The 22,740-nt window shown below is 41.2% G+C and carries 23 protein-coding genes and 1 pseudogene; 20 read left to right on the top strand and 4 right to left on the bottom strand.

Annotation, left to right across the window (positions count from 1 at the left end):
- Window positions 1-95 precede the first annotated feature (95 nt).
- Window positions 96-461: a MerR family transcriptional regulator gene (locus tag J5M87_RS09045; RefSeq protein ID WP_154607533.1), complete on the bottom strand. Its 366-nt coding sequence runs from the start codon at window positions 459-461 to the stop codon at window positions 96-98.
- A gap of 227 nt (window positions 462-688) precedes the next feature.
- On the opposite strand from J5M87_RS09045, the gene J5M87_RS09040 reads away from it, so the two are divergent.
- Entirely contained in the window at window positions 689-1,003 is a 315-nt protein-coding gene (locus J5M87_RS09040; RefSeq protein ID WP_154607532.1) for a hypothetical protein, read from the top strand.
- Here the strand turns inward: J5M87_RS09040 and J5M87_RS09035 are convergent.
- Window positions 989-1,495, bottom strand: coding sequence for an NUDIX hydrolase (locus tag J5M87_RS09035; protein WP_154607531.1), 507 nt, complete (start codon window positions 1,493-1,495; stop codon window positions 989-991). The two genes, J5M87_RS09040 and J5M87_RS09035, sit on opposite strands and share 15 nt — an antisense overlap.
- Before the next feature lie 154 nt (window positions 1,496-1,649).
- Here J5M87_RS09035 and rnpA point away from each other — a divergent pair, with 154 nt between their 5' ends.
- The 16 genes and pseudogenes from rnpA (at window position 1,650) to purR (ending at window position 16,826) form a co-directional block, all read left to right on the top strand.
- Window positions 1,650-2,009, top strand: a complete 360-nt coding sequence (gene rnpA / locus J5M87_RS09030; protein ID WP_067087108.1) for a ribonuclease P protein component — start codon at window positions 1,650-1,652, stop codon at window positions 2,007-2,009.
- Window positions 1,993-2,805 carry a YidC/Oxa1 family membrane protein insertase gene (locus J5M87_RS09025; protein ID WP_154607530.1) on the top strand — a complete coding sequence of 271 codons (813 nt, stop codon included), beginning with the start codon at window positions 1,993-1,995 and terminating at the stop codon, window positions 2,803-2,805. Before rnpA ends, J5M87_RS09025 begins: the two co-directional genes overlap by 17 nt.
- Window positions 2,806-2,823: 18 nt before the next feature.
- A complete protein-coding gene (gene jag / locus J5M87_RS09020) occupies window positions 2,824-3,780 on the top strand; it encodes an RNA-binding cell elongation regulator Jag/EloR (protein ID WP_154607529.1) in 957 nt (318 codons plus the stop codon).
- A gap of 242 nt (window positions 3,781-4,022) precedes the next feature.
- Entirely contained in the window at window positions 4,023-4,160 is a 138-nt protein-coding gene (gene rpmH / locus J5M87_RS09015; protein ID WP_018368178.1) for a 50S ribosomal protein L34, read from the top strand.
- A 577-nt stretch (window positions 4,161-4,737) separates the two neighbouring features.
- On the top strand, window positions 4,738-5,511 hold the full coding sequence (locus tag J5M87_RS09010) for a TatD family hydrolase (RefSeq protein ID WP_280113867.1): 774 nt from the start codon (window positions 4,738-4,740) through the stop codon (window positions 5,509-5,511).
- A 1-nt stretch (window position 5,512) separates the two neighbouring features.
- A complete protein-coding gene (gene rnmV, locus J5M87_RS09005) occupies window positions 5,513-6,073 on the top strand; it encodes a ribonuclease M5 (RefSeq protein ID WP_154607526.1) in 561 nt (186 codons plus the stop codon).
- Window positions 6,066-6,570, top strand: a pseudogene (locus J5M87_RS09000) (DUF1697 domain-containing protein). Before rnmV ends, J5M87_RS09000 begins: the two are co-directional and overlap by 8 nt.
- 454 nt (window positions 6,571-7,024) lie before the next feature.
- Window positions 7,025-7,897: a 16S rRNA (adenine(1518)-N(6)/adenine(1519)-N(6))-dimethyltransferase RsmA gene (gene rsmA / locus J5M87_RS08995; protein ID WP_154607677.1), complete on the top strand. Its 873-nt coding sequence runs from the start codon at window positions 7,025-7,027 to the stop codon at window positions 7,895-7,897.
- A gap of 388 nt (window positions 7,898-8,285) precedes the next feature.
- A complete protein-coding gene (locus tag J5M87_RS08990) occupies window positions 8,286-9,149 on the top strand; it encodes a helix-turn-helix domain-containing protein (RefSeq protein ID WP_154607525.1) in 864 nt (287 codons plus the stop codon).
- Window positions 9,150-9,696: 547 nt separating this feature from the next.
- On the top strand, window positions 9,697-11,289 hold the full coding sequence (locus tag J5M87_RS08985) for an ATP-binding cassette domain-containing protein (RefSeq protein ID WP_154607524.1): 1,593 nt from the start codon (window positions 9,697-9,699) through the stop codon (window positions 11,287-11,289).
- Between the two features lie 216 nt (window positions 11,290-11,505).
- Complete coding sequence (gene rsgA, locus J5M87_RS08980; protein WP_154607676.1) at window positions 11,506-12,381, top strand: ribosome small subunit-dependent GTPase A; 876 nt, start codon at window positions 11,506-11,508, stop codon at window positions 12,379-12,381.
- Between the two features lie 15 nt (window positions 12,382-12,396).
- Complete coding sequence (gene rpe / locus J5M87_RS08975; protein ID WP_154607523.1) at window positions 12,397-13,056, top strand: ribulose-phosphate 3-epimerase; 660 nt, start codon at window positions 12,397-12,399, stop codon at window positions 13,054-13,056.
- Entirely contained in the window at window positions 13,049-13,681 is a 633-nt protein-coding gene (locus J5M87_RS08970) for a thiamine diphosphokinase (RefSeq protein WP_154607522.1), read from the top strand. The genes rpe and J5M87_RS08970 overlap by 8 nt, the downstream gene beginning before the upstream one ends.
- A 1-nt stretch (window position 13,682) precedes the next feature.
- The gene (locus tag J5M87_RS08965; protein ID WP_154607521.1) at window positions 13,683-14,918 is read left to right on the top strand and encodes a DNA recombination protein RmuC; all 1,236 of its coding nucleotides are present in this window, start codon (window positions 13,683-13,685) and stop codon (window positions 14,916-14,918) included.
- Window positions 14,908-15,849 (top strand): 3'-5' exoribonuclease YhaM family protein, encoded by a 942-nt coding sequence (locus tag J5M87_RS08960; RefSeq protein ID WP_154607520.1) that lies wholly within the window; start codon window positions 14,908-14,910, stop codon window positions 15,847-15,849. The genes J5M87_RS08965 and J5M87_RS08960 overlap by 11 nt, the downstream gene beginning before the upstream one ends.
- Before the next feature lie 164 nt (window positions 15,850-16,013).
- On the top strand, window positions 16,014-16,826 hold the full coding sequence (gene purR / locus J5M87_RS08955) for a pur operon repressor (RefSeq protein ID WP_154607519.1): 813 nt from the start codon (window positions 16,014-16,016) through the stop codon (window positions 16,824-16,826).
- Between the two features lie 168 nt (window positions 16,827-16,994).
- Here purR and treC read toward each other — a convergent pair whose 3' ends face one another.
- The gene (treC, locus tag J5M87_RS08950; RefSeq protein WP_154607518.1) at window positions 16,995-18,620 is read right to left on the bottom strand and encodes an alpha,alpha-phosphotrehalase; all 1,626 of its coding nucleotides are present in this window, start codon (window positions 18,618-18,620) and stop codon (window positions 16,995-16,997) included.
- A gap of 195 nt (window positions 18,621-18,815) precedes the next feature.
- Window positions 18,816-20,798 carry a PTS system trehalose-specific EIIBC component gene (treP, locus tag J5M87_RS08945; RefSeq protein ID WP_154607517.1) on the bottom strand — a complete coding sequence of 661 codons (1,983 nt, stop codon included), beginning with the start codon at window positions 20,796-20,798 and terminating at the stop codon, window positions 18,816-18,818.
- 190 nt (window positions 20,799-20,988) lie between these two features.
- On the opposite strand from treP, the gene treR reads away from it, so the two are divergent.
- From treR to J5M87_RS08930, 3 genes are all read left to right on the top strand, one after another.
- Complete coding sequence (gene treR, locus J5M87_RS08940) at window positions 20,989-21,702, top strand: trehalose operon repressor (RefSeq protein WP_154607516.1); 714 nt, start codon at window positions 20,989-20,991, stop codon at window positions 21,700-21,702.
- A gap of 68 nt (window positions 21,703-21,770) precedes the next feature.
- On the top strand, window positions 21,771-22,082 hold the full coding sequence (gene zapA / locus J5M87_RS08935; protein ID WP_154607515.1) for a cell division protein ZapA: 312 nt from the start codon (window positions 21,771-21,773) through the stop codon (window positions 22,080-22,082).
- On the top strand, window positions 22,079-22,627 hold the full coding sequence (locus J5M87_RS08930; protein ID WP_154607514.1) for a CvpA family protein: 549 nt from the start codon (window positions 22,079-22,081) through the stop codon (window positions 22,625-22,627). The genes zapA and J5M87_RS08930 overlap by 4 nt, the downstream gene beginning before the upstream one ends.
- Window positions 22,628-22,740 lie beyond the last annotated feature (113 nt).

Genomic DNA, 22,740 nt, shown 5'->3' with positions numbered 1-22,740 from the left:
GTAGCTCAGCTTAGAAACGAAGTGAAGAATTTTTTACGAAAAAATGCGAGACTTGGAACCTAGGAAACAATTTTTTATCAAAGAAGCGAGTTCCTTTACTTGCTTTCTGCTAATTTTTTATCGAGTTGCTCAATCAATCCGCTCATGTTGTGGATTTGCTTTTGTAATTGCTCAATCATTTTTCTGTGTTCAGCTACTTCCTTTTGTAGGACCTGACGGTTTTCGAGCCATTGTTCTCTGGTGCCACACATGGTGTCATGGACTTCTTTCATTCGTTGAATGGCTTTGATAGAGAGACCTAGCTCTCGTAGTTGGAGAATGTTTTCAAGTTCTTGACAATCTTGCTCGCTCCAGCTATATTGTCCTTCTTGGATAGTTGGCATGAGCAATCCTTTCTTAATATAGAATCGAAGGGTATCTCGGCTAATCTTGTAGGTTTGAGTGATTTGTCCAGTTTTCATGGAACTCCTTTCAAGTAGGGTTGACAGGGGGAGTGAGAAAGAACTCAAAAATGTTAAATAGAGTTCGTATTCTCACCCCCGCACAGTTGATTAGGTTATCTTTGGAGCTTAAAAAGCGAATAAAGATACCAATCAACCACTGCGTCAATCTGTTTTACTAGCTTTGATAAAGGAAGTTGGACTTGAGTTCAGCCTATATGTTTTAATGGTGAACAAGGAGGAAAGAGATGTTTCAGTTTTTGATTTTCTTGTATGTTACCTTGCCATTTTTGGTAGCTTTATGGATGAAAGAGCGGATTTCTGTACTTTGGCGACTCTTGTATGCTCTGCCAATGGTAGTGGCTTTCGTTGCTCTTCTGGGATCAGTTATATTGTCTTTTCATCAGACTCTTGTACAGGGCTTACTAGTAGTTAGTGTCTTACTGGCTTGGCTCATTCGTCCCTTAGTAGGAAAATTTGTTTTTGGTCAGATGCACCTATCTCATTTTGTTGTCCACGGTCTCATCAGTCTGTTGCTCGTATTGGGATTATTCTTTTTCTAAAATCAACTGCTCGACATACTCCTTTTGCCGTGGGATGATGGGTTGAGTTTCTAAAAAGTTTGGAAGGTCGGCTGGTGCTACCCAGACGAAATCGCTTGTTTCTCCGTTCTGGACAGTAATAATATCTTTTTTAGCGTCAACCTTTGCCCAGTAGAGGTCAAAGATACACTGGTCATCGTGGGCCACAAAGTGGTGGTAATGAATGAGCTGACTAGCCTGTAAATGGATTCCGGTTTCTTCTGCCACTTCACGTAGGATAGCTGTTTCAGGACTTTCGTTAAGCACAGCAGAGCCGCCTGCGGTTGCTTCATAGTAATGAGGGTAGGATTCCTTTTTGTCATCTCGCTGCATGAATAGGATACTACCGTCTGTGTGAATCAGAATACACTCGACGACCAAGTGGTAGAGGCCTTGAGGGATTGCTTTTCCTCGCTCTAGGATATGCTCTGTCTTTTGTCCGTTCTCTAAGTAGGCGTTCCAATATTCCGTCATGATCTACTCCTTTGATTTTGTGGTAAAGATAGGATATCATAAATTTTCAAAAAAATCTGCAAAAAATCATGGGAAAGGGCATAACTAAGCAGTTTATTGGCTTTTTTAAAAAATATGGTATAATAGAAGTAATTTTGAAAGATGGAGTTAGATTTTGAAGAAAACGTATCGTGTGAAGCGTGAACGTGATTTTAACGATATTTTTACACAGGGTAAGAATGTGGCCAATCGGAAGTTTGTTGTCTACCGATTAGCGAAAGAACAAGCGCATTTCCGAGTCGGTTTATCTGTCAGTAAAAAATTGGGAAATGCAGTAACGCGGAATAAAATTAAACGTAAAATCCGGCATGTTTTGATAGAAAGCGCTCCTTATCTAGCAACGGATGATTTTGTAGTCATTGCTCGTAAAGGGGTAGAAAATCTATCCTATCACGAAATAAAACAGAATCTTCTACATGTTTTGAAACTAGCTAATTTATACCAGGAAGGTGTTTCGCTTGAAAAAGAACATTAAATGGGCGAGCTTACTCACCCTGTCCTTGCTCTTACTGACAGCTTGTGGCAGAGGAGATGTAACCAGCCAATCGACCGATGCTTGGGAACGACTGATTTATTGGTTTGCAAGTATCATTCAGTTATTGTCAATTAATGGACAATTGGGAATAGGGATTATCCTCTTTACCATTCTCGTTCGGACTTTACTCTTGCCACTTTTCCAAATGCAGATGACTTCTTCTCGGAAAATGCAGGAATTGCAACCCCAGTTACGAGCTCTTCAAGAGTTGTATCCAGGAAAAGATTTAGAGAGTAGACAACTTCTGACAGAAGCTACTCAGAAGCTCTATAAGGACAATGGCGTTAAAATGTCTGCCTCTATGATTCCTGTTTTTATCCAGATGCCCATCTTGCTTGCCCTCTATCAAGCATTGACGAGGGTACCAGAACTGAGAGTTGGCCATTTCCTTTGGCTAAACCTTGGGGCAACAGATCCGTATTACATCTTGCCTATTTTGGCTACTGGCCTTACTTTCTTGAGTATGTGGTTGAGCAATAAGGCTGCACCAGAACGCAATGGTGCGATGACGGTTATGATGTATGCCATGCCCGTGCTCATTTTGGTATTTGCCCTTACAGCAGCAAGTGGTGTTACCCTCTACTGGACGGTATCAAATGCCTACCAAGTCTTCCAAATCTTGGCCTTGAACAATCCCTTTAAAATCATTGCAGAACGTCAAGCAAAAATCGAAGCCGAACGGGAACGTCAGGCTAAGATTCGCAAAGCTCAGAAAAAAGCACGCAAAAAGAAATAGGATATTAGGAGAGAGAAGATGAAATTTACAGGAGCAACAGTTGAAGAAGCAATCCAAAATGGATTGGCAGAGTTGAATATTCCTCGCAAAAGAGCGCATATTACTGTACTTGCCCGTGAGAAGAAAGGTTTCCTAGGTTTTGGAAAACAGCCTGCAAAGGTGGATATTGATGTCATCAATGAAACGACCGTTGTCAAGGCTAATCAAAAAGCAGTACGTGGTGTGCCAAGTGAAGTCAATGAATTGAATGAACCGGTCAAGAGTGTATCAGAAGCGACGATTGACCTTGGCAAGGTTGTCGCAGCTGTGAAAGAATTTGAGAAATCTGGTCAACACTTGGAAGATGCAGTCAAGGAGAAAATCTTAAAGAATAAAAAGGATCCTAAGACGATTTTAGCGGAAACAGGTCGCATTGAAATTATCAAAGATGAGGACTTAGTTGACCAAACAGCCGCTGAAACGGAGACGACAAGTTTTGAAGATTTGGATATTAAGGTTGAGCAACAATACGATATTGATCAAGTAGTTGTAGAAGTTTCGGACTATATCCAAGAAATTTTGGACGACATGGATGTGGAAGCGCGCATTGAATCGACACACAATCGCCGAACCATCAATCTTCAAGTTGACACAGACGAGCCAGGTCGTGTCATTGGTTATCACGGGAAGGTCTTGAAGTCTTTGCAACTATTGGCGCAAAATTTCCTCTATAACCGCTATGAACGTAATTTTTATATCACTATTAATGTCAACGACTATGTGGAACATCGTGCAGAAGTCTTACAAGGCTACGCTCAAAAGCTAGCTGAGCGGGTGTTAGAAGAGCAAGAAGCTTACCACACTGATCCAATGTCAAGTAGCGAACGAAAAATTATCCATCGCATTATTTCCAAAATGGATGGTTTGACTAGCTATTCAGAAGGTAGTGAGCCAAATCGCTATGTTGTTGTTGATATTGACGGAAAACATGATTAAAGGGAATAGAAGTTGAGCAGTAGTGCTTGGCTTCTTATTTTTTTGTTTTATCTTTCCTGAAAATTTCTTGTATTTCAGATAGATTTTCATAAAAAGAGAGCAAATTCTCCAATTTTAGAGGAATGTTGAGCGAGAATAACTTGACAAAGCTAGTAGAATCAGATAGAATAGTTAGGTATGTTTAGTAACTGATCAAAACTAGCCGGCTAAACGAATACAAAATCTATGAGGAGGTATTCATCGTGAAACGTACTTTTCAACCAAGTAAAATCCGTCGCGCACGCAAACACGGATTCCGTAACCGTATGTCAACTAAAAACGGCCGTCGCGTGTTAGCAGCTCGTCGTCGTAAAGGACGCAAAGTGCTTGCAGTGGCATAATAAAACGATAAAAAAGCCAGCAGAAACTCGAGTCTGTTGGTTTTTTTGTAATAAAAGCGATATAATAGAACAAACTAGTTTGCGGGTTTTATACTCTATTCCTATCAACAGTAGCATTTTTCGATACGTTATGAGGTCGTGCGGACGCAAGCAACCTCCTTCGGAGCTTCATTGCTAAATGTTGCGTCTACGGTCTTAATATTTCCACCATACCACTACAGCAAAAGTATCCTATGTTTAAACATCGTCGGCTTACTGTATTTCCACCCTGATATAATCACTATCCTAACGTTGTCAACGCAACCAAATTTATATGTTTTAAGTTTATAAATGGTGGATAAGTTGTTTATTGTTGAATATCAATGAGTATGATTATTTCATCGAAATCATCATTTTGTTAGTATTTGCTATCAGTTATATCTTAGAGAAACCGCGAAAGAAGTGAGCCTAAAACGATATTTTTTCGACCGAGGATTAACAATGACGGTTGCAGATTGTGCTCGTATGATTTCAGAAAATAGCAAAAAGAAGAAAGAATATGATTGGGTAACTACCAAAATTATAGGAGAAAAAGATGATTCAGATTTTTGACACCCATACCCACTTAAATGTGGAAGAGTTTGAAGGGTGTATTGAGGAAGAATTGGCCTTAGCCCATGAAATGGGAGTAACACGAATGAATGTGGTGGGGTTTGATCGGCCGACGATTGAACGTGCCCTAGACTTAGCAGAGCGCCATGAGCAGGTCTATGCGACCATTGGTTGGCATCCGACAGAAGCAGCTAGTTACACGGATGAGGTGGAGCAGTTTTTGCGAGAGAGTCTTACTCATGAAAAAGTCATTGCTTTAGGTGAGATTGGCTTGGATTACCATTGGATGACGGCTTCTAAAGAGGTGCAGGAGCGGGTATTCCGCCGGCAAATTGCCTTAGCCAAAGAAGTAGACCTTCCCTTTGTTGTCCATACTCGGGATGCTTTGGAGGATACCTATGCGATTATCAAGAGTGAGGGGGTAGGCCCTCGTGGTGGGATTATGCATTCTTACTCTGGTTCTTTGGAAATGGCAGAGCAGTTTATCGAACTAGGGATGACGATTTCTTTTTCAGGAGTTGTCACCTTTCAGAAGGCAACAGACATCCAAGAAGCTGCGCTTCATTTACCACTTGATAAGATTTTAGTGGAAACGGATGCGCCCTATCTAGCTCCTGTTCCCAAGCGCGGGAGGGAAAATCGTACTGCCTATACCCGCTATGTGGTGGAGAAGATTGCAGAGCTCCGTAGCTTGTCTGTGGAAGAAGTGGCAAGTAGGACCTACGCTAATGCGCAAGAGTTGTTTGGGTTAAAAGACTGATATGAAGCGGAAAATAGCAGAAATTATCGTAGTCGAAGGTCGAGATGATACGGCTAATCTCAAACGGTTTTACGAAGTAGAAACCTATGAAACAAGAGGGTCGGCCATTTCGCAGGAGGATCTTGAGCGGATCAAGCGATTGAATGACCTACATGGGGTGATTGTTTTTACAGATCCGGACTTTAACGGGGAGCGGATTCGAAAGATCATCATGGCAGCTGTTCCAACAGCTAAGCATGCTTTTTTAAATCGAGATGAGGCAGTTCCCGGTTCTAAAACCAAGGGAAGATCGCTCGGGATTGAACATGCTTCTTTTGAGGATTTGGATCGGGCACTCTCACAGGTGCTAGGTGTAGCGGAGGAACAATCTCGTTTTGATATCACACGGAGTGATTTGATTCGTTTCGGCTTTCTTGCAGGCTTAGATAGTCGCAAGCGTAGGGAATACCTTGGAGAACAGCTCCGTATTGGCTATACCAATGGCAAGCAACTCTTGAAACGCCTTGAGATGTTTGGCATTTCTTTGGCGGAAGTGGAAAAGGTTATGGAGGGGTATGAGTAAGAAAGTTATACTGTTGCGTGGCTATGCTGACAGGGCAAAATCGCATTCCCAAGATGTCTTATCTGGTAGAAATTTTACAAGAGGTAGGATTCGAAGCAGTCAAAACATATATTCAAAGTGGGAATATCGTGTTACAGACCACGAAGTCAGACGAAGAAATCAAGCAGACTGTTCACGATGTGATACGTGAGAAGATTGGGGCTGATTTGGCGGTGATTGTCAAAACGCCCCAGCAATTGGAAAGGGCTGCGGCCGAACAGCCCTTTGATGCTTCACACGACAGAACTCGAATTCATTTGGTTTTTACAAATGACATTATCGCCCAAACTAAACTCGACAAACTACTTCAGGAGGATTTTGGCGATGAAAAGCTGGTTCAAGGTAGCGAATGTCTGTGCTTGTATCTGACACGCGATGCGAAAAAGAAACGCTTATACACAAATTATCTCGAAAAATGCTTGGACAGCATTATGACAGTACGCAAATTAGTATCGTAGAACGGTTGATGGGGATGTAAGGAACAGGGTAAAAATCTATTGCCTCGCTCTTTATGGGCTTACTATCTAGAGAAAGGAATTGAATACGAGCTAAAAGTGTCGAGAAAATAGTGGCTTTTTAGTTTGTATGTACTTTTAGAAACAGAAAGGAACTGAACCCGGGCTACGGCCAGTGCCAAAAAGATAGTTTTTTTGTAGATGCCAGCATCTCCGTACAAAAACTCCTACTATTGCCTCGCTCTTTATGGGCTTACTATCTAAAGAAAGGAATTGAATACGAGCTAAAAGTGTCGAGAAAATAGTGGCTTTTTAGTTTGTATGTACTTTTAGAAACAGAAAGGAACTGAACCCGGGCTACGGCCAGTGCCCAAAAGATAGTTTTTTGCAGATGCCAGCATCTGCATGCAAAAACTCCTATTTTGGCTTTGGCCGTTTTACGCCCTTGGTATCTTATATGAGAATTGCAGATTATAGTGTGACGCGTGCGATTTTGGAGCGTCATGGTTTTACGTTTAAGAAGTCCTTTGGTCAGAATTTTTTGACGGACACGAATATTTTACAGAAGATTGTGGATACGGCTGAGATTGATGAGTCGGTCAATGTGATTGAGATTGGACCAGGAATTGGAGCCTTGACGGAATTTTTGGCAGAACGGGCAGCGGAGGTTATGGCTTTTGAAATTGACGACCGCTTGGTGCCGATTTTGGCGGATACCCTCCGTGATTTTGACAATGTGACCGTGGTCAATCAGGATATTTTAAAGACCAATTTGGTGGAGCATATCAAGCAGTTTAAAAATCCTGAGTTACCGATTAAGGTGGTGGCTAATCTTCCTTACTACATCACGACTCCAATTTTGATGCATTTGATTGAAAGTGGGATTCCATTTAGCGAATTTGTCGTGATGATGCAACGTGAGGTAGCGGACCGGATTTCTGCTGAGGCCAATACCAAGGCTTATGGTAGCCTGTCCATTGCGGTGCAGTATTACATGACGGCAAAAGTTGCCTTTATCGTACCGCGTACAGTCTTTGTACCAGCACCAAATGTCGATAGCGCCATTTTGAAAATGGTGAGACGTCCAGAGCCTGCGGTCGCGGTGACAGACGAAAAATTCTTTTTCAAGGTGGCAAAGGCTAGCTTTACTCACCGCCGCAAGACCTTGTGGAACAACTTGACCAGCTATTTTGGCAAGGGTGGTGGTGTCAAAGAAAAGTTAGAGGTAGCACTCGAGTCCGCAGGTTTGCAGCCATCTGTACGTGGTGAGGCTCTTACTTTGGCAGATTTTGCACGTTTGGCGGACAGTTTACTAGAGGTAGGCTTATAATCGATGCTATTATATGATGAGATATATTTCAGAATGTAGACAAACCCTCACAATTCAGAAAAACAGTACAACGATATTTCATTTTCTGTAGTTTTAAGGTTAGAAAATTTGCGAGCCTAGCGAGCACAATACCGCCACCTCCGCCGTGCTAAAAGTGGGAGTGAGACAGACGTCGTGATTTCGTTGAAATCGATTATCCTCGCTCCTTTGTTTCTGGGCTCGGGCTAAAATAATCCACTGGATTATTTTACTCCGAAGGAAGTCGCTAATGTCCGAAAGCACATGAGGATGGTGGCAATAAAAAGACTTCTTCTTCAAGCTGATATTTTTATTAGATAAGCAATTTTTAACATTATTATCCCGTATTTGCAACGAGAGGTACAACTGAATGAATCATTTTGGAAAAACATTTAAATTTATCAGAGAAGGTAAAGGCTTGAGTCTTGCAACGGTTGCTAAAAATCATGTGTCTACGTCTCAATTATCCCGTTTTGAAAATGGAGAATCTGATATAACCGTACAAAAATTGATTCAAGTTTTAGAAGAAATGAATGTCTCTTTGAATGAATTTATACATGCTTGTCAAGATTTTAAAGAAGATGAATTTAGTCGAATGATAGGTCAGTTAAAAATACATGTGTACAATAGAGATAGTATGAGGATGAAACAATTATTATCTGAGCAATTAATGAAAGTAGAATTGGGAATACACGAGGAATTTCATAGGATAAATGCTATCTTAATTAAGTGTAAATTAAAAGAAATAGAAAAGACAGTTTTTGTTACAGCTGAGGAGATAACTTATCTGACGGATTATCTCTTTCGAATAGAGAACTGGGGATACTATGAGTTACGATTATTTGCAAATATTATGGAAAATCTAAGTCATAGATATTTGATGTTATGCTGTAGAGAGTTAGTAGCTAGAACAGAGTTTTATAGTGAACTACACGAATATAAGTTATTGCTATCTCAAATATTATTGAATGGGTATCTAATTTGTATTGAACGAAGTAAGTTTATAGAAGCAGTGTTTTTTGAAAAAATGATTGCTAGTCATTTTTTTGATGAGACGGATATATTTAACCGTTTGCTTTTTCATTATTGTAAGGGATATTATAAATATAAAAAGGATAAAGATGTAAATGGTATTTTAGAAATGCGCAAATGTATTGGTTTATTACGTTCTGTAGATAGTCATCATTTAGCTAATTGGTATGAAAAGATGTTAGAAAATATACCAAACAAATAGCGATTGCATATATGGGAATTATTTCGATGTATTTTATTTATACTTTATAATTAAAGTACAAGATAGGAGGCATCGGTATAGGTATGTATTTTCAAATAAGATTTCGTGGCAAGAGATAAATGACTATGTGTACATTGTGAATGAAGAAACGGGCAGAGTCTATTATTTGAAACATGTAAGTTAGTGGATTTGGAAAGCAATCGAAAACTCCATAGACTTCCATAATATAGTGAAAGAGTTAAGCGCAGACTATTCTTTAGAAGACACAAAAGTCAAATAAGAAACATACTCTTTTCTGATGAAACTAGTACAGGAGGGGTTATTGTATGAAGAAGAATAGTTTCTAAAAAATGGAAACTTTTAGATTATCAGCTTGTTTCCATTTGTGATAGGTGCCCAGCTACATCTTACTCAGAAGGAAGAGGTTCTTATGGCTGTTCTAGCATAGCTAAAAAGAGCAATCTAATCAGAATTGATGTTAATATATGTAAGCTGGGAACAGGGGGGATTCCTTCACCCCTTTTCTTATTCAATACAAGGAGAACCTATGAAAAAGATTATCTACCAGCTCAGGTATATCATCCTTATTCAGATATGTTTTCACATATTCTACAGTTTGACCAATGTTGTTTTGCCGGAATTAAACAAATACCTGTTTGATCGGATTTTTAATCTTGGTGTGATAGGTCTTGTGTGGCTTTTATTTGCCTATGCTTTGACCATTGCCAGCAATTCGCTCTTTCAATATATTTCTCAGGTTTATGAATGGAAAGTGTCGAAGGCATTTTTTATAACAGTCAAGAAATGGTTGGCAGAAGTAGTCTTATCGCAGCCTTTGGCGCAATTTTCAGAAAAAAATGTTTCGGCTTATCTGTCTATTTTTGATAATGATATCGAAACCATTGAGGAAAGTTACCTTAGTTCGATTTTGGATATAATCCGTTCGAGTATGAGCTTGCTTATCTATGCGGTTTCTCTCTTTCTCTTTGTTCATCCGCTTGTAGCAGTAGGCATTATTTTGGCTTCGTTATTGGCTGTTTTTGTGCCTAAGTTGGTTTCGGAACGGCTGTCCAAACGGCAACGAGCCTTTTTACAGGACTTGGAAAGTTACTTTCAGGTGGTGACAGATTTATTTTCTGCTAAAAATAGGGTGAATAAAGAAACGTTTTCACATATTAGTCATGTTCATCACCAATCTTTACAAGGTACAGAAGAAGCGCGTTTCCGATTCGGAAAGTTTAAGACATTTACAAATGTGTTGAATGGTTTTTCTATGTTTATTGTCCAATTAACAGCGTTTGGTTTAGTCGGTTATTTATTGCTTAAAAAAGAATTGACAGTCGGAGCAGCCATTGCTACGTTTAGCTATGTGGAAAATTTCATCTATCCCATGAAATATATATTGTTGGATGTGAACGCAATCAATGCAACGAAAGAAACTGTTCGGAATCTTGAGAGGTATTTGGATGGAGAAGTGTTGCTGCCCCAGCCTCCTAGTTATCCAGTCTTTGATGCGGTATCGCTTGTGGGGCTAGGCTATCATGTGGGGGAGATGAGGGTAAGAGAGCTTTCCTATTGTTTTGAAAGAGGGAAAAAGTATGCGATTGTTGGTCAGTCAGGAAGTGGGAAGTCTACCTTTCTTCGTGCTTTAGCAGGTGAGATAGCGATAGACGAAGGTGCTATCGTCCGAAAAGAGGGAGCTGACGAGCATCTATTTGACCCAGACGCGCTTTTCTATTTAAGTCAATTTGAGCAATTTTACCATACAGATTTTGAAAACAATATCTCAGTATATGGTAGCTATGAGAGAGGCAGAAAAGAAGTCGAGCAACTCTTCTATAGCTTGCCAAGCAGTCTTCAGGAACGTCTACAGTCTGTGATAGATCCAGATCAGCTGAGTGGCGGTGAAAAAAATATTATGGGGATATTTCGCGCGTTGATGAGTGGAAAAGATATGTTGTTGCTAGATGAGCCAACCTCCCATGTAGATCCTCAGCTTACGAAGCGATTGCTGTTTGCTCTTTCAAAATTGGATGATAAGTTGATGGTCATTGTGTTGCATGAATCCGATCCAGAAATATTGTCTTATTTTGATACAGTACTGCTTGTTACAGATGGTTCTATCTCAGAGATTCGTTGAGAGAATTCGTGGGTTCGGGAATAAGAAAATGAGCAATTGATATGATGCAAGTGCCTCTGATAAGGGGCTTTTTGCATTTCTTTAATAAAGTTCCTTGAAACTCGTCATTCTATATGAATTTTTGATATAATAGGGACAAGCATACTTGATGAAACAGCGTCTAAAAGGGATTTGGAAGTTGATTTCTGAGAGCAGATAATGAAAAAAGGAGCAGATTTGCAAGGTATTATTATGAAAGCCCTTGCTGGATTTTACTACGTAGAGTCCGATGGGCAGATTTATCAGACACGAGCGCGTGGGAATTTTCGAAAAAAAGGGCAAACGCCTTACGTGGGAGATATTGTCGATTTTTCTGCAGAAGAGCAGTCAGAGGGTTATATTTTAAAGATTTATGAGCGCAAAAACAGCTTGGTACGACCGCCAATTGTCAATATTGATCAGGCAGTTGTTATCATGTCAGCCAAAGAGCCTGATTTCAATGCCAATCTCTTGGATCGCTTCTTGGTCTTGCTAGAGCAAAAAGATATGATGCCAATCATTTACATCTCAAAGATGGATTTGCTGGAAAAGCAAGACGAGTTGGACAGTTATCGTGCGATTTATGAGCAAATCGGCTATCATTTTGTTTCCAGTTTGGAGGAATTAATACCTCTCTTGAAGGATAAGGTAACGGTATTTATGGGGCAGACAGGGGTTGGTAAATCGACCTTGCTCAATAAAATTGCACCAGAATTGCAATTGGAAACAGGTACAATCTCAGATAGTTTGGGTCGGGGACGCCATACGACACGAGCTGTCAGCTTCTATAACGTTTATGGTGGAAAAATTGCTGATACTCCGGGATTTTCTTCGCTCGATTACGAAGTAAAAGAGGCAGAGGCACTTAATGATTGTTTTCCAGAAATTGCTAAGGAAAGTCAAGCTTGTAAATTTCGGACCTGCACCCATACGCATGAGCCAGATTGCGCTGTCAAGCCTGCTGTGGAAAAACAGGTGATTTCCCAAAGTCGCTACGACAATTATCTGCAATTTTTATCGGAAATTCAAAATGTGCGTGAAATCTATAAAAAAGTCAGTAAAAAAATGAAATAGAAAGTTGGAATTCCTATGTCACATTATAAAATTGCTCCCTCAATCCTTGCTGCGGATTATGCGAATTTTGAAGCAGAATTGAAACGTCTTGAGGCAACTGGTGTGGAGTATGTCCATATTGATATTATGGATGGGCATTTTGTCCCCAATATCTCATTTGGTGCGGATGTGGTAGCTGCAATGCGCCCACATAGCAAGCTAGTTTTTGATTGCCATCTGATGGTGTCTAATCCAGAGCAGCATATTGAGAATTTTGCGCGTGCAGGTGCAGATATTGTGACCATTCATGCGGAAGCGACCCAACATCTTCATGGAGCCTTGCAAAAAATTCGTTCTACAGGTATGAAAGCAGGTGCCGTTATCAACCCAGGAACACCTGTCGTGTTGATTGAACCGGTCTTGCATATGGTAGATCAGGTATTATTGATGACAGTCAATCCAGGTTTTGGTGGCCAAGCCTATCTTCCTGAAGTAGCAGAAAAAATAGCGGAAGTAGCACGTTTGCGTGAGAAAAAGGGCTTGTCATTTGATATTGAAGTAGATGGTGGCATTGACAACAAGACGATTGTATCTGCGAAAGAAGCAGGGGCAAATGTCTTTGTGGCAGGTTCCTACTTGTTTAAGGGAGACTTGCAAGCAAATGTTACGACCTTGAAAGCGGCTCTTCATGATTAAAATTGCTCTTGTTGCAGGGGGAGATAGAGGAGCTATTTCGCCTGATTACGATCTTTTTGTTGGAGTGGACAGGGGGGCGCTTCATCTTTTGGAGCAAGAGTTGCCTCTTGATATGGCAGTGGGTGATTTTGATTCGGTGACGGATGAGGAGCGCAAGCGTATTGCCCAAACTGCGAGAGTTTTTGTGCAGGCACCGGCAGAAAAAGATGATACAGATTTGGAACTGGCGCTGAAAGAAGTCTTCACACGTTATCAAGGAGCAACTGTCACCATTTTTGGAGCGTTTGGTGGCCGTTTGGATCACATGATGAGCAATCTCTTTCTCGCTAGTGAACCGGCATTAGCACCGTATATGCGGCAGATTGAGCTAGTGGATGATGTGAACATTGTCCGCTTTTATCCAGCAGGACAGTATACAATTGCTCCGATTGAGGGAATGACCTATGTGTCCTTTATGCCGTCTGATGACAGTCGCTTGAGTATCTCTCATGCCAAATATCCCTTGAATGAGAGCAATTATTTTTTCAAAAAATGTTACAGCAGTAATGAATTTATCGGAAAAGAAATCGAATTTACAATAGATAAGGGGTATGTTGTGCTCATCTATAGTCGAGATAGGAGGTAAAATGGCGGATATCCTAGCCTTTGTAGCAATAATGGTTTCAGTGTTTACGTTGTTCCGTCTAGAGCAACACATGAAGCGCTTATCGGCACAATCAGAAGATATGGCAGACCATCTGTCAGACCAGCTCACCTATCTTTTAGATCAAAAAAATCAACAAACCCTTGCCCAGCAACAAGTTCTACATCAGGATATGACTGATTTACGTAGGGAGTTGTATCAACAATTGACAGCCCTGCGGCAGGAAATACACCAGTTACTGTCGCAGAATCGTGATATGGCAGATCAACGTTTACAGGCTATTCAGGCTTCGAATGAGAAGCGACTGGAAGAAATGCGTCAGACAGTCGAGGAGAAGTTAGAACAAACCTTGCAAACTCGCTTGCAAGCCTCATTTGAAACGGTATCGAAGCAATTGGAATCCGTTAACCGTGGTCTTGGAGAAATGCAGACGGTAGCACGTGATGTTGGAGCGCTCAACAAAATTCTCTCAAATACTAAAACGCGTGGGATTATGGGCGAGTTGCAATTGGGACAAATTATCGAAGATATTTTAACACCCTCCCAATACGAACGAGAATTTGCTACAGTAGCAGGTTCTAATGAGCGGGTAGAATATGCGATTAAATTACCGGGTCAGACCAAAGAGGATGCGGTTTACCTTCCGATTGACTCCAAGTTTCCTCTAGCAGATTACTATCGTTTAGAAGATGCGTATGAGGCGGGTGACAAGGAGCAGATTGAGTTGCACCGTAAACATCTCTTAGCTTCTGTCAAACGCTTTGCTAAGGATATTCAGCAGAAGTACTTGAATCCACCAGCAACGACGAATTTTGGGATTCTCTTTTTACCGACAGAAGGTCTGTATTCTGAAGTAGTTCGTAATCCGATTTTCTTTGATGAACTGCGGCGGACAGAGCATATTGTGGTGGCGGGGCCGTCAACCTTATCTGCCCTCTTGAATTCCTTATCTGTCGGATTTAAGACCTTAAATATTCAGAGATCTGCTGATGATATCAGTAAGGTTCTGGGGAATGTCAAGTCAGAATTTGGCAAATTTGGGACAGTATTGATGAAGGCTCAGCGCCATTTACAGCATGCTTCAGGCAATCTAGACGACCTCTTGACACGGCGGACCAATGCGATTGAGCGTACCCTGCGCCATATTGAATTACCAGATGATACGGACTCGTTTACCCTATTGAATTTCCAGGAGGAAGGGGAAGAAGATGAAAATTAACCAAATGAAAAAAGATGAGCTCTTTGAAGGCTTTTATCTGATTAAGACAGCTGATGTTCGGCAGACAAGGGCTGGAAAAGATTATCTTGCCTTGACTTTCCAAGATGATACTGGAGAGATTGAAGGAAAAATATGGGATGCCCAACCAGGAAAGATTAAAGATTTTACGGCAGGTACTGTCGTCCACATGCAGGGGCGGCGTGAAGTATACAACAATACACCTCAAGTTAATCAAATTATCTTAAGGTTACCAAAACCGGGTGAGCCGGCTGATCCAGCGGATTTCAAGGAAAAGCCCCCTGTCAATGTAGAAGATACGCGCAAGTATTTAAGTCAGATGATGTTTCAGATTGAAAATGCTGTCTGGCAACGTATTGTACGTGCCTTATATAGCAAGTATGACCAGGAGTTTTATTCTTATCCAGCTGCTAAAACGAACCATCATGCCTTTTACTCAGGCCTATCTTTTCACACAGCGACCATGGTTCGTTTGGCAGATAAGATTGGAGACATTTATCCCCAGCTCAATAAGAGTTTGTTGTTCGCAGGAATTATGCTACACGATTTAGCCAAGGTCATTGAATTATCTGGTCCTGACAATACCAACTATACTGTACGAGGCAATCTCATCGGCCACATTTCCCTGATTGATGAGGAGATTACCAAGGTATTGATTGAGTTAGGAATCGATGATACCAAGGAAGAAGTGACAGTTTTACGCCATGTTATTCTTAGTCATCATGGCTTACTCGAATATGGTAGTCCTGTTCGTCCGCAGATCATGGAAGCAGAAATTCTTCACATGATTGACAATATTGATGCGGAGATGATGATGATGTTAACAGCCTTGGATAAGGTAGGACCAGGGGAAATGACCAGTCGAATCTTTGCAATGGATAACCGGGCTTTCTATAAGCCAGATATCGACTAATGAGGCAAATAATTGAACGACTGATTCACTTATAATGCAGAATACTGCAAGGTGATAGGTATAGAGTATCAATAAAATACGAAAAAAACGGGCTAATGCATAAAAAAAGTTCGTTTTTTCCTTTTTTATGATATAATATTAAAAAAGCAAAGAAGGAATCGACTATGAAATTAAGAAGAAGTGAACGAATGGTTGTCATCTCTCATTATCTCATCAACCACCCCTATGAATTGACGAGTTTAAATATGTTTGCAGAGAAGTATAGTTCTGCTAAGTCGTCGATTTCAGAGGATATTGCTATTATTAAAAAAGCCTTTGAAGAAAGTGCGATTGGCCACATTGAAACCATTACAGGAGCAAGTGGTGGTGTCGTTTTTACTCCTTCGATTTCAGAGGAAGAATCTCGTGCAATTGCTGAGGAATTACGGGGTCAAATGGCAGAAAGTAGCCGAATTTTACCAGGGGGTTATATCTATTCTTCTGACTTGCTCTCAACCCCTCATATTTTAAAAAATGTTGGTCGCATTATTGCAAATAGCTTCAAGGATGAGCAAATTGATGCAGTGATGACGGTTGCGACAAAAGGAGTTCCGTTAGCCAATGCGGTTGCTAATGTCTTAAATGTTCCTTTTGTTATTGTGCGGCGTGATTTAAAGATTACAGAAGGTTCAACGGTTTCTGTCAACTACGTTTCAGGCTCTAGCGATCGAATTGAAAAAATGTTTCTGTCTAAACGTAGTCTTAAGGCTGGTAGTCGTGTCTTAATTGTTGACGATTTCCTAAAAAATGGTGGCACCATTAACGGGATGATTAGTCTCTTATCAGAATTTGATAGTAGTTTAGCTGGTGTAGCCGTTTTTGCAGAAAACCAAAAAGGAGCCCGCAACGTAGCAAATTACAAGTCATTGCTTGCTGTTACCAACATTGATGTCAAAGAAAATAAGGTTGATGTTGAGTTGGGCAATATTTTTAAATAAAAGAAGATTTTATAGTGGATTGAGAAAGGAATAGGACAAGGCAAGGAGCTGCAGATAGAACGGGACGTTCATTAAAGCGACTTAACGATGTCCTAACCTTTATTCAATTCACTGTATCAAAAAACTGGATGTGCAGGTTGAGCAGAATCCAGTTTTTTTATTCATTTTTTAATCTTTTAAGATTGCGAGGGTCTGATAGGGTTTTAACGTGATGGTATTTGCAATCCTTGTATCTGCGTAGTTGCTGATGAGGACTTGACCGTCAACGTACTCCGCTGGGATAGTTAATTCGACTTCTTTGGCAAAGAAGTTGTTGAGGACGAGGAGTTTTTGTTCCCCTAAGTGCCGTTCAAAGGCATAGACGCTGTCGCTGTCCGTGTAAGCTGCGGTGTAGTCACCTTCAGCAATGATCGGCATTTCTTTGCGCAGGCGAATCAGCTCTTGATAGAAGGTAAAGATTGGGCCTTCTTTTTCAGTTTCAACATTGATTTCTGGGTAGGATTTTCCAGCTTTGAGCCAAGGGGTACCTGTCGTAAAACCGGCATTTTTGCTAGCATCCCATTGCATTGGTGTACGAGAATTGTCTCGGGATTTTGCTTGGATAATTGCAAAGGCCTCCTCTGGTGTTTTGCCCTCGTCCAGCATGATTTGATAGGCATTGAGACTTTCTACATCGACATAATCGTCCATAGAATCATAGTCAGGGTCTATCATACCAATTTCTTCACCCATGTAGATATAAGGCGTCCCACGTGAGAGGTGGATAGAGGCAGCTAGCATAGTTGCTCCCTCATTACGGAAATTCTTCACATCAACAAAGCGATTGAGGGCTCGTGGTTGGTCATGGTTGTTGTAAAAAAGTGCATTCCAACCGTTTCCTTCACTCATGCCTTCTCCCCAAGTGTGGAAAAGGCTTTTTAATTCCTCAAAATCAAAATCCATAATGGACCATTTTTGTCCGTCCTTGTAGTCGACCTTGAGATGGTGGAAATTAAAGGCCATGGCTAATTCTTCACGATCAGGGGCTGTATAGAGAATGCAGTTTTCAATGGTCGTTGAAGACATTTCTCCAACTGTCATAAAGCCCTCTTCTGCTCCGAAAGTTGCATGGTTCATCATTTGGAGGTAGTCGTGTGTGATTGGACGGTCGGTATAGGCAGGTTTGCCGTCATTAATTGGACAATCTTCTAGGACTTCCTCTTTCCCAATCAGGTTAATGACATCAAAGCGGAAGCCCTTGACCCCTTTGTCTTTCCAGAAATTCACGATTTTAAACAATTCCTTGCGAACAGCAGGATTACGCCAATTGAGATCAGCCTGTGTCACATCAAAGAGGTGGAGGTAGTATTTGCCAGTATCGCCAAAAGGTGCCCATGCATTGCCACCAAATTTTGACACCCAGTCAGTTGGTTTATCGCGTAAGATGAAGAAATCTTGGTAATATTGGTCACCAGCAAGAGCTTTTTGGAACCATTCGTGGTCAGTTGAGCAGTGGTTAAGGACCATGTCCAACATGAAATCAATCCCCAATTCTTGGCCAGTTGCAATCATTTCCTCAAAATCTGCCATTGTTCCAAAATCAGGATTAACCGCAGTATAGTCTGAAATGTCATAGCCGTTATCTCGTTGGGGGCTAGGGTAGAAGGGATTGAGCCAAATCATATCGATTCCGAGTTCTTTCAGATAAGGCAATTGTTGGATAATCCCCTGTAGATCCCCAACACCATTTCCAGTTGTATCCTTGAACGATTTGGGATAAATTTGATAGACGACCTTGCGTTTATCGATTGCCATGTAATTCTCCTGTTCTATTGAATGTAAAGGCAGAAGCTGAGTTCCTTCCAACCCATGTCAGAATGGTGGTGAAAGAGAGCTCAGCTTCCGTTGTTCATTTATACTCTCTAAAAACCGAATTCTGACGAGGTAACGAAACCGCAGGTAGAACGGAAGTTCATTTTAGCAACGTCAGAGTTTGATGTTTGACGAGTATTAGGCTTTGAGGATTGCTTGTCCGCGCTCTACTTGGCGTGGTAAGTCTCCGAGGATTTCTGCTGGGAAATCAGTATGGTTCGTAATGATAACAGGTGTTTCTACAACAAGACCAGCTTCCTTGATAAGGTTAATGTCAAAGCTAATCAACTTGTCACCTGCCTTGATATGATCTCCTTGTTGAACATGAGCTTCAAAGCCTTTTCCTTCGAGAGTGACCGTATCCATACCAATGTGCATCAACATTTCAACACCATTTGATCCTGTGATACCGACAGCATGTTTGGTTGGAAAGAGAACAGATACGACACCGTCAATCGGGGCAATCAATTCGCCCTCACTTGGTTCAATCAAGATTCCTTGTCCCATAACGCCAGAAGCAAAAACTTGGTCTGTTGCAGTTGCTAAATCTTTTGCTTGACCAGTTAATGGGCTGATGATGTTAGTAGGAGTCGTTGTTTCGGTTACTGGAGCAATAACTTCTTCCACAACCTCTTCTTTTTTCGCAAACAACCCTGTTTTGGCAAAGAAGAAGGTCAGAATGAATGGAACGACAATTGCAATGGCCATGGTCAACAAGAAGGAGCCGAAGTATTTTGAGTTAATGGAAAGAATAGCTGGTAAGCCACCGACACCAATCGCATTGGCTTGGACATTTAACATGACACAGACCAAGCCTGCAAGAGATGAGCCAATCATTCCTGCGACAAATGGATAGATGTATTTCACATTCACCCCAAAGAGGGCAGGTTCTGTTACACCGAGGTAGGCAGAAATAGTAGCAGGAAGTGCAACTTGTGCTTCACGCTCATCATGGCGTTTCATAAAGAAGTAGGCAAATACAGCAGAACCCTGTGCGATATTTGATAGAGCAATCATTGGCCACAGACCAGTTGTGTGAGTAGCAGTATCGGCCATTAGCTGAGTATCAATGGCATTGGTCATGTGGTGAAGACCTGTGATAACAAATGGAGCATAAAGGGCACCAAAGATAAGACCAAAGAGCCATTTCAGTGGACCTGTTAAACCAGCAAATACGACAGCTGATAAGCCTTTACCGATTGCCCAACCGATAGGACCAAGTACTGTATGTGCAAGGATGATGGCTGGAACGAGTGAAAGGAATGGCACTAAAATCATAGAGACCACTTCTGGAGTGACCTTGCGCCAGAATTTTTCAAGGTAGGCAAGTGACAAGCCGGCAAGAAGAGCTGGGATAACTTGTGCTTGGTAACCAATACGAGCAATTGTTGCAAAGCCGAAGTTCCAAGACCAGTTTTCAGCGATTTCTGCTGCGGATGTACCCGGTACAGCATAGGCATTGAGTAATTGTGGAGACACCAAACAGATACCCAAAACGATACCAAGAATCTGAGTGGTTCCCATTTTACGGGTGACAGACCAAGTGATTCCAACTGGTAAGAAGTGGAAAATTGCCTCACCTGGCAACCAGAGGAAATGGTTGACTCCATTCCAGAATGGTGAAACCATGGTAATAGTGTTCCAGACAGGATTGCCATCTGCATCAAAAACTTTGGCACCATCTGCTATTTGTTGTCCCAACCATGGCATCCCCACAGATTCTAAGACATTACGGAAGCCGAGAATCAATCCCCCAACGACTAGAGCTGGAATGATTGGTGTGAAGATTTCTGCTAGCATGGTCATGACACGTTGAATGGCATTTTGATTGCTTTTTGCGGCAGATTTAGCAGCTTCTTTTGAAACGCCTTCGATACCTGAAACAGCTGTGAAGTCATTATAAAAGATAGGGACATCGTTTCCGATAATGACTTGGAATTGCCCAGCATTTGTGAAAGTCCCTTTTACGGCAGGAATGTTTTCGATTGTTTTAACATCTGCTTTTTTCGGATCTCCCAAAACAAACCGCATACGTGTGGCACAGTGCGTTACAGCTGTGACATTTTCCTTGCCACCGACTGCTTGAAGTAGCGTCTTGGCATCTTGTTCAAATTTTCCCATTGATTATTTCCTTTAGACGATAGTTGAACTATGTCTCCTTTCTATTTCAAAAATTTGTACGGACAAATTTTAAGAACAAGCCTATTGTATCCGATTTCAAAATAGAATGCAAGCATTTTTGTCAAAAAAATCTAAAATTTGTTATAATAGGTTCAGTTGTATGATAAAAAGCAGACCAATGGAAAGAAAGATGAAAAAATACCAAGAAATTTTCAATGATATTAAGGAAAAAATAACAGAGCACATCTACCCTGCAGAGCATGTCTTACCCACTGAAAAAGAGTTACAAGCTCAGTATCAGGTGAGTCGCGATACGATTCGAAAGGCCTTAGCGATGCTAACGGAGCGTGGATTGATTCAAAAGGTACAGGGGAAGGGATCGCTGGTCTTAAAACAAGAATTGCTTGATTTTCCAGTATCAGGCCTTACCTCCTATCAGGAATTGGCCCAGTCACTTCGTATGGAGAACCAGACAAAAGTGGTGAGTTTAGAGTTGGTGACTGTCACGAGTAGTCTAGCGCAGTTAACAGGTTTTGAACCCTATCAACAAGTATGGAAAATTGTCCGTACAAGATCGATTGACGGTAAGGTATCGGTTCTTGATACGGATTATCTTTCCAAGGAATTTGTTCCCCATTTGACCAAGGAAATCGCCCAAGTCTCAATCTATGCCTATCTTGAAGGGGAGTTGGGACTGGATATTGCCTACGCGCAAAAGGAGATTACGGTTGAGCCGACCAATCGAGAAGAAAGGGAATTGATGAACAGTAAGGATGATTATCTGGTTCAGATTCGATCCCGCGTTTTTTTAGGAAATACTCAGCAATTTCAATACACAGAAAGCAAGCATAAGATTGATAAGTTTCGTTTTGTGGATTTTGCTCGGAGAAAGAATGCACTTTGAGCCTTTGAGTGGTAGGGAGATTAGCCAAATGGCTGATTTTACGATATAATATGAGTTGAGGTAATTTTATGGCAAACTTAAATCGATACAAATTTACATTTGGAGAAAAACAGTTAACGCTCACGACAGAGCATGATAATCTCTTTATGGAGGAGATTGAGCGCATCCTACAGGAAAAATATCAAGCCATCAAGGAAAAAATGCCGACAGCAGATTCTGAAACCTTGGCCCTATTGCTTGCAATCAATGCCTTGTCTGTTCAGTTGAAACGAGAGCTAGAGCATGAAAAGGTAGAGGTAGAATTAGCTAGTGTCAAAGAAAAAGTGCTCAAGAAAAATGTGACTCTCCTAGACTTAGATGAACTCGAGGATCCATCATGATAACCCTAGTCTTGTTGATTCTTTTGGTTTGGAGTTTTTATATTGGCTACAGTCGGGGGATTGTACTACAAAGTTATTATACCTTTGCTAGTATTTTTTCCCTCATTGTCGCAGCTGGTTACTATAAGCGATTGATTGCTCTTCTCTACTTATGGGTCCCCTTTACAAATGCTGCGCAGGGAGCGAGCACCTATTATTTTGAACCGCAATACTTGTTTAGTCTGGATAAGATATTTTACGCCGGTTTGGCATTCTTGGTCGTTTATGGAGTCGTCTATACCTTGTTACGCCTGTTGGGGCTACTGGTACACCTCCTACGCTTTGCTGATCCAGATACGAGAGTGACCAATCTCATCAGCGGTGCCTTGGCTGTACTTGTGGCTATTGTGTCTTTACAGATTGTTTTGACAATTGCAGGGGCTATTCCACTAACAGTAGTGCAAGATACGCTTCATAAAAGCTGGCTGGCCAATACACTTATCCAATACACTCCGATTACAAGTAGTTTATTTAAAAAGTTATTACTTGCTTCGATTGGACAGTAAGCAAGTAGTTGGTTGAGTGGATTGCGACTCTAGGAAAATCAAGGTTCGACTCCCACTCTTGAGTGAACGGTGTCAGAATTTGATTGGTGACGAGTATGAATTGAAAAGGGGTT

The organism is Streptococcus sp. zg-86 (genome assembly GCF_017639855.1).
GTDB lineage: Bacteria > Bacillota > Bacilli > Lactobacillales > Streptococcaceae > Streptococcus > Streptococcus zhangguiae.
This window is presented reverse-complemented; position numbering and strand designations above follow the sequence as displayed.

What these genes read in the sequence shown, in the direction of transcription:
- J5M87_RS09045 (WP_154607533.1), bottom strand. Translation starts at nt 461, where the DNA reads ATGAAAACTGGACAAATCACTCAAACCTACAAGATTAGCCGAGATACC.
- J5M87_RS09040 (WP_154607532.1), top strand. Translation starts at nt 689, where the DNA reads ATGTTTCAGTTTTTGATTTTCTTGTATGTTACCTTGCCATTTTTGGTA.
- J5M87_RS09035 (WP_154607531.1), bottom strand. Translation starts at nt 1,495, where the DNA reads ATGACGGAATATTGGAACGCCTACTTAGAGAACGGACAAAAGACAGAG.
- jag (WP_154607529.1), top strand. Translation starts at nt 2,824, where the DNA reads ATGAAATTTACAGGAGCAACAGTTGAAGAAGCAATCCAAAATGGATTG.
- rnmV (WP_154607526.1), top strand. Translation starts at nt 5,513, where the DNA reads ATGAAGCGGAAAATAGCAGAAATTATCGTAGTCGAAGGTCGAGATGAT.
- rsmA (WP_154607677.1), top strand. Translation starts at nt 7,025, where the DNA reads ATGAGAATTGCAGATTATAGTGTGACGCGTGCGATTTTGGAGCGTCAT.
- J5M87_RS08990 (WP_154607525.1), top strand. Translation starts at nt 8,286, where the DNA reads ATGAATCATTTTGGAAAAACATTTAAATTTATCAGAGAAGGTAAAGGC.
- J5M87_RS08985 (WP_154607524.1), top strand. Translation starts at nt 9,697, where the DNA reads ATGAAAAAGATTATCTACCAGCTCAGGTATATCATCCTTATTCAGATA.
- rpe (WP_154607523.1), top strand. Translation starts at nt 12,397, where the DNA reads ATGTCACATTATAAAATTGCTCCCTCAATCCTTGCTGCGGATTATGCG.
- J5M87_RS08970 (WP_154607522.1), top strand. Translation starts at nt 13,049, where the DNA reads ATGATTAAAATTGCTCTTGTTGCAGGGGGAGATAGAGGAGCTATTTCG.
- J5M87_RS08965 (WP_154607521.1), top strand. Translation starts at nt 13,683, where the DNA reads ATGGCGGATATCCTAGCCTTTGTAGCAATAATGGTTTCAGTGTTTACG.
- J5M87_RS08960 (WP_154607520.1), top strand. Translation starts at nt 14,908, where the DNA reads ATGAAAATTAACCAAATGAAAAAAGATGAGCTCTTTGAAGGCTTTTAT.
- purR (WP_154607519.1), top strand. Translation starts at nt 16,014, where the DNA reads ATGAAATTAAGAAGAAGTGAACGAATGGTTGTCATCTCTCATTATCTC.
- treC (WP_154607518.1), bottom strand. Translation starts at nt 18,620, where the DNA reads ATGGCAATCGATAAACGCAAGGTCGTCTATCAAATTTATCCCAAATCG.
- treP (WP_154607517.1), bottom strand. Translation starts at nt 20,798, where the DNA reads ATGGGAAAATTTGAACAAGATGCCAAGACGCTACTTCAAGCAGTCGGT.
- treR (WP_154607516.1), top strand. Translation starts at nt 20,989, where the DNA reads ATGAAAAAATACCAAGAAATTTTCAATGATATTAAGGAAAAAATAACA.
- zapA (WP_154607515.1), top strand. Translation starts at nt 21,771, where the DNA reads ATGGCAAACTTAAATCGATACAAATTTACATTTGGAGAAAAACAGTTA.
- J5M87_RS08930 (WP_154607514.1), top strand. Translation starts at nt 22,079, where the DNA reads ATGATAACCCTAGTCTTGTTGATTCTTTTGGTTTGGAGTTTTTATATT.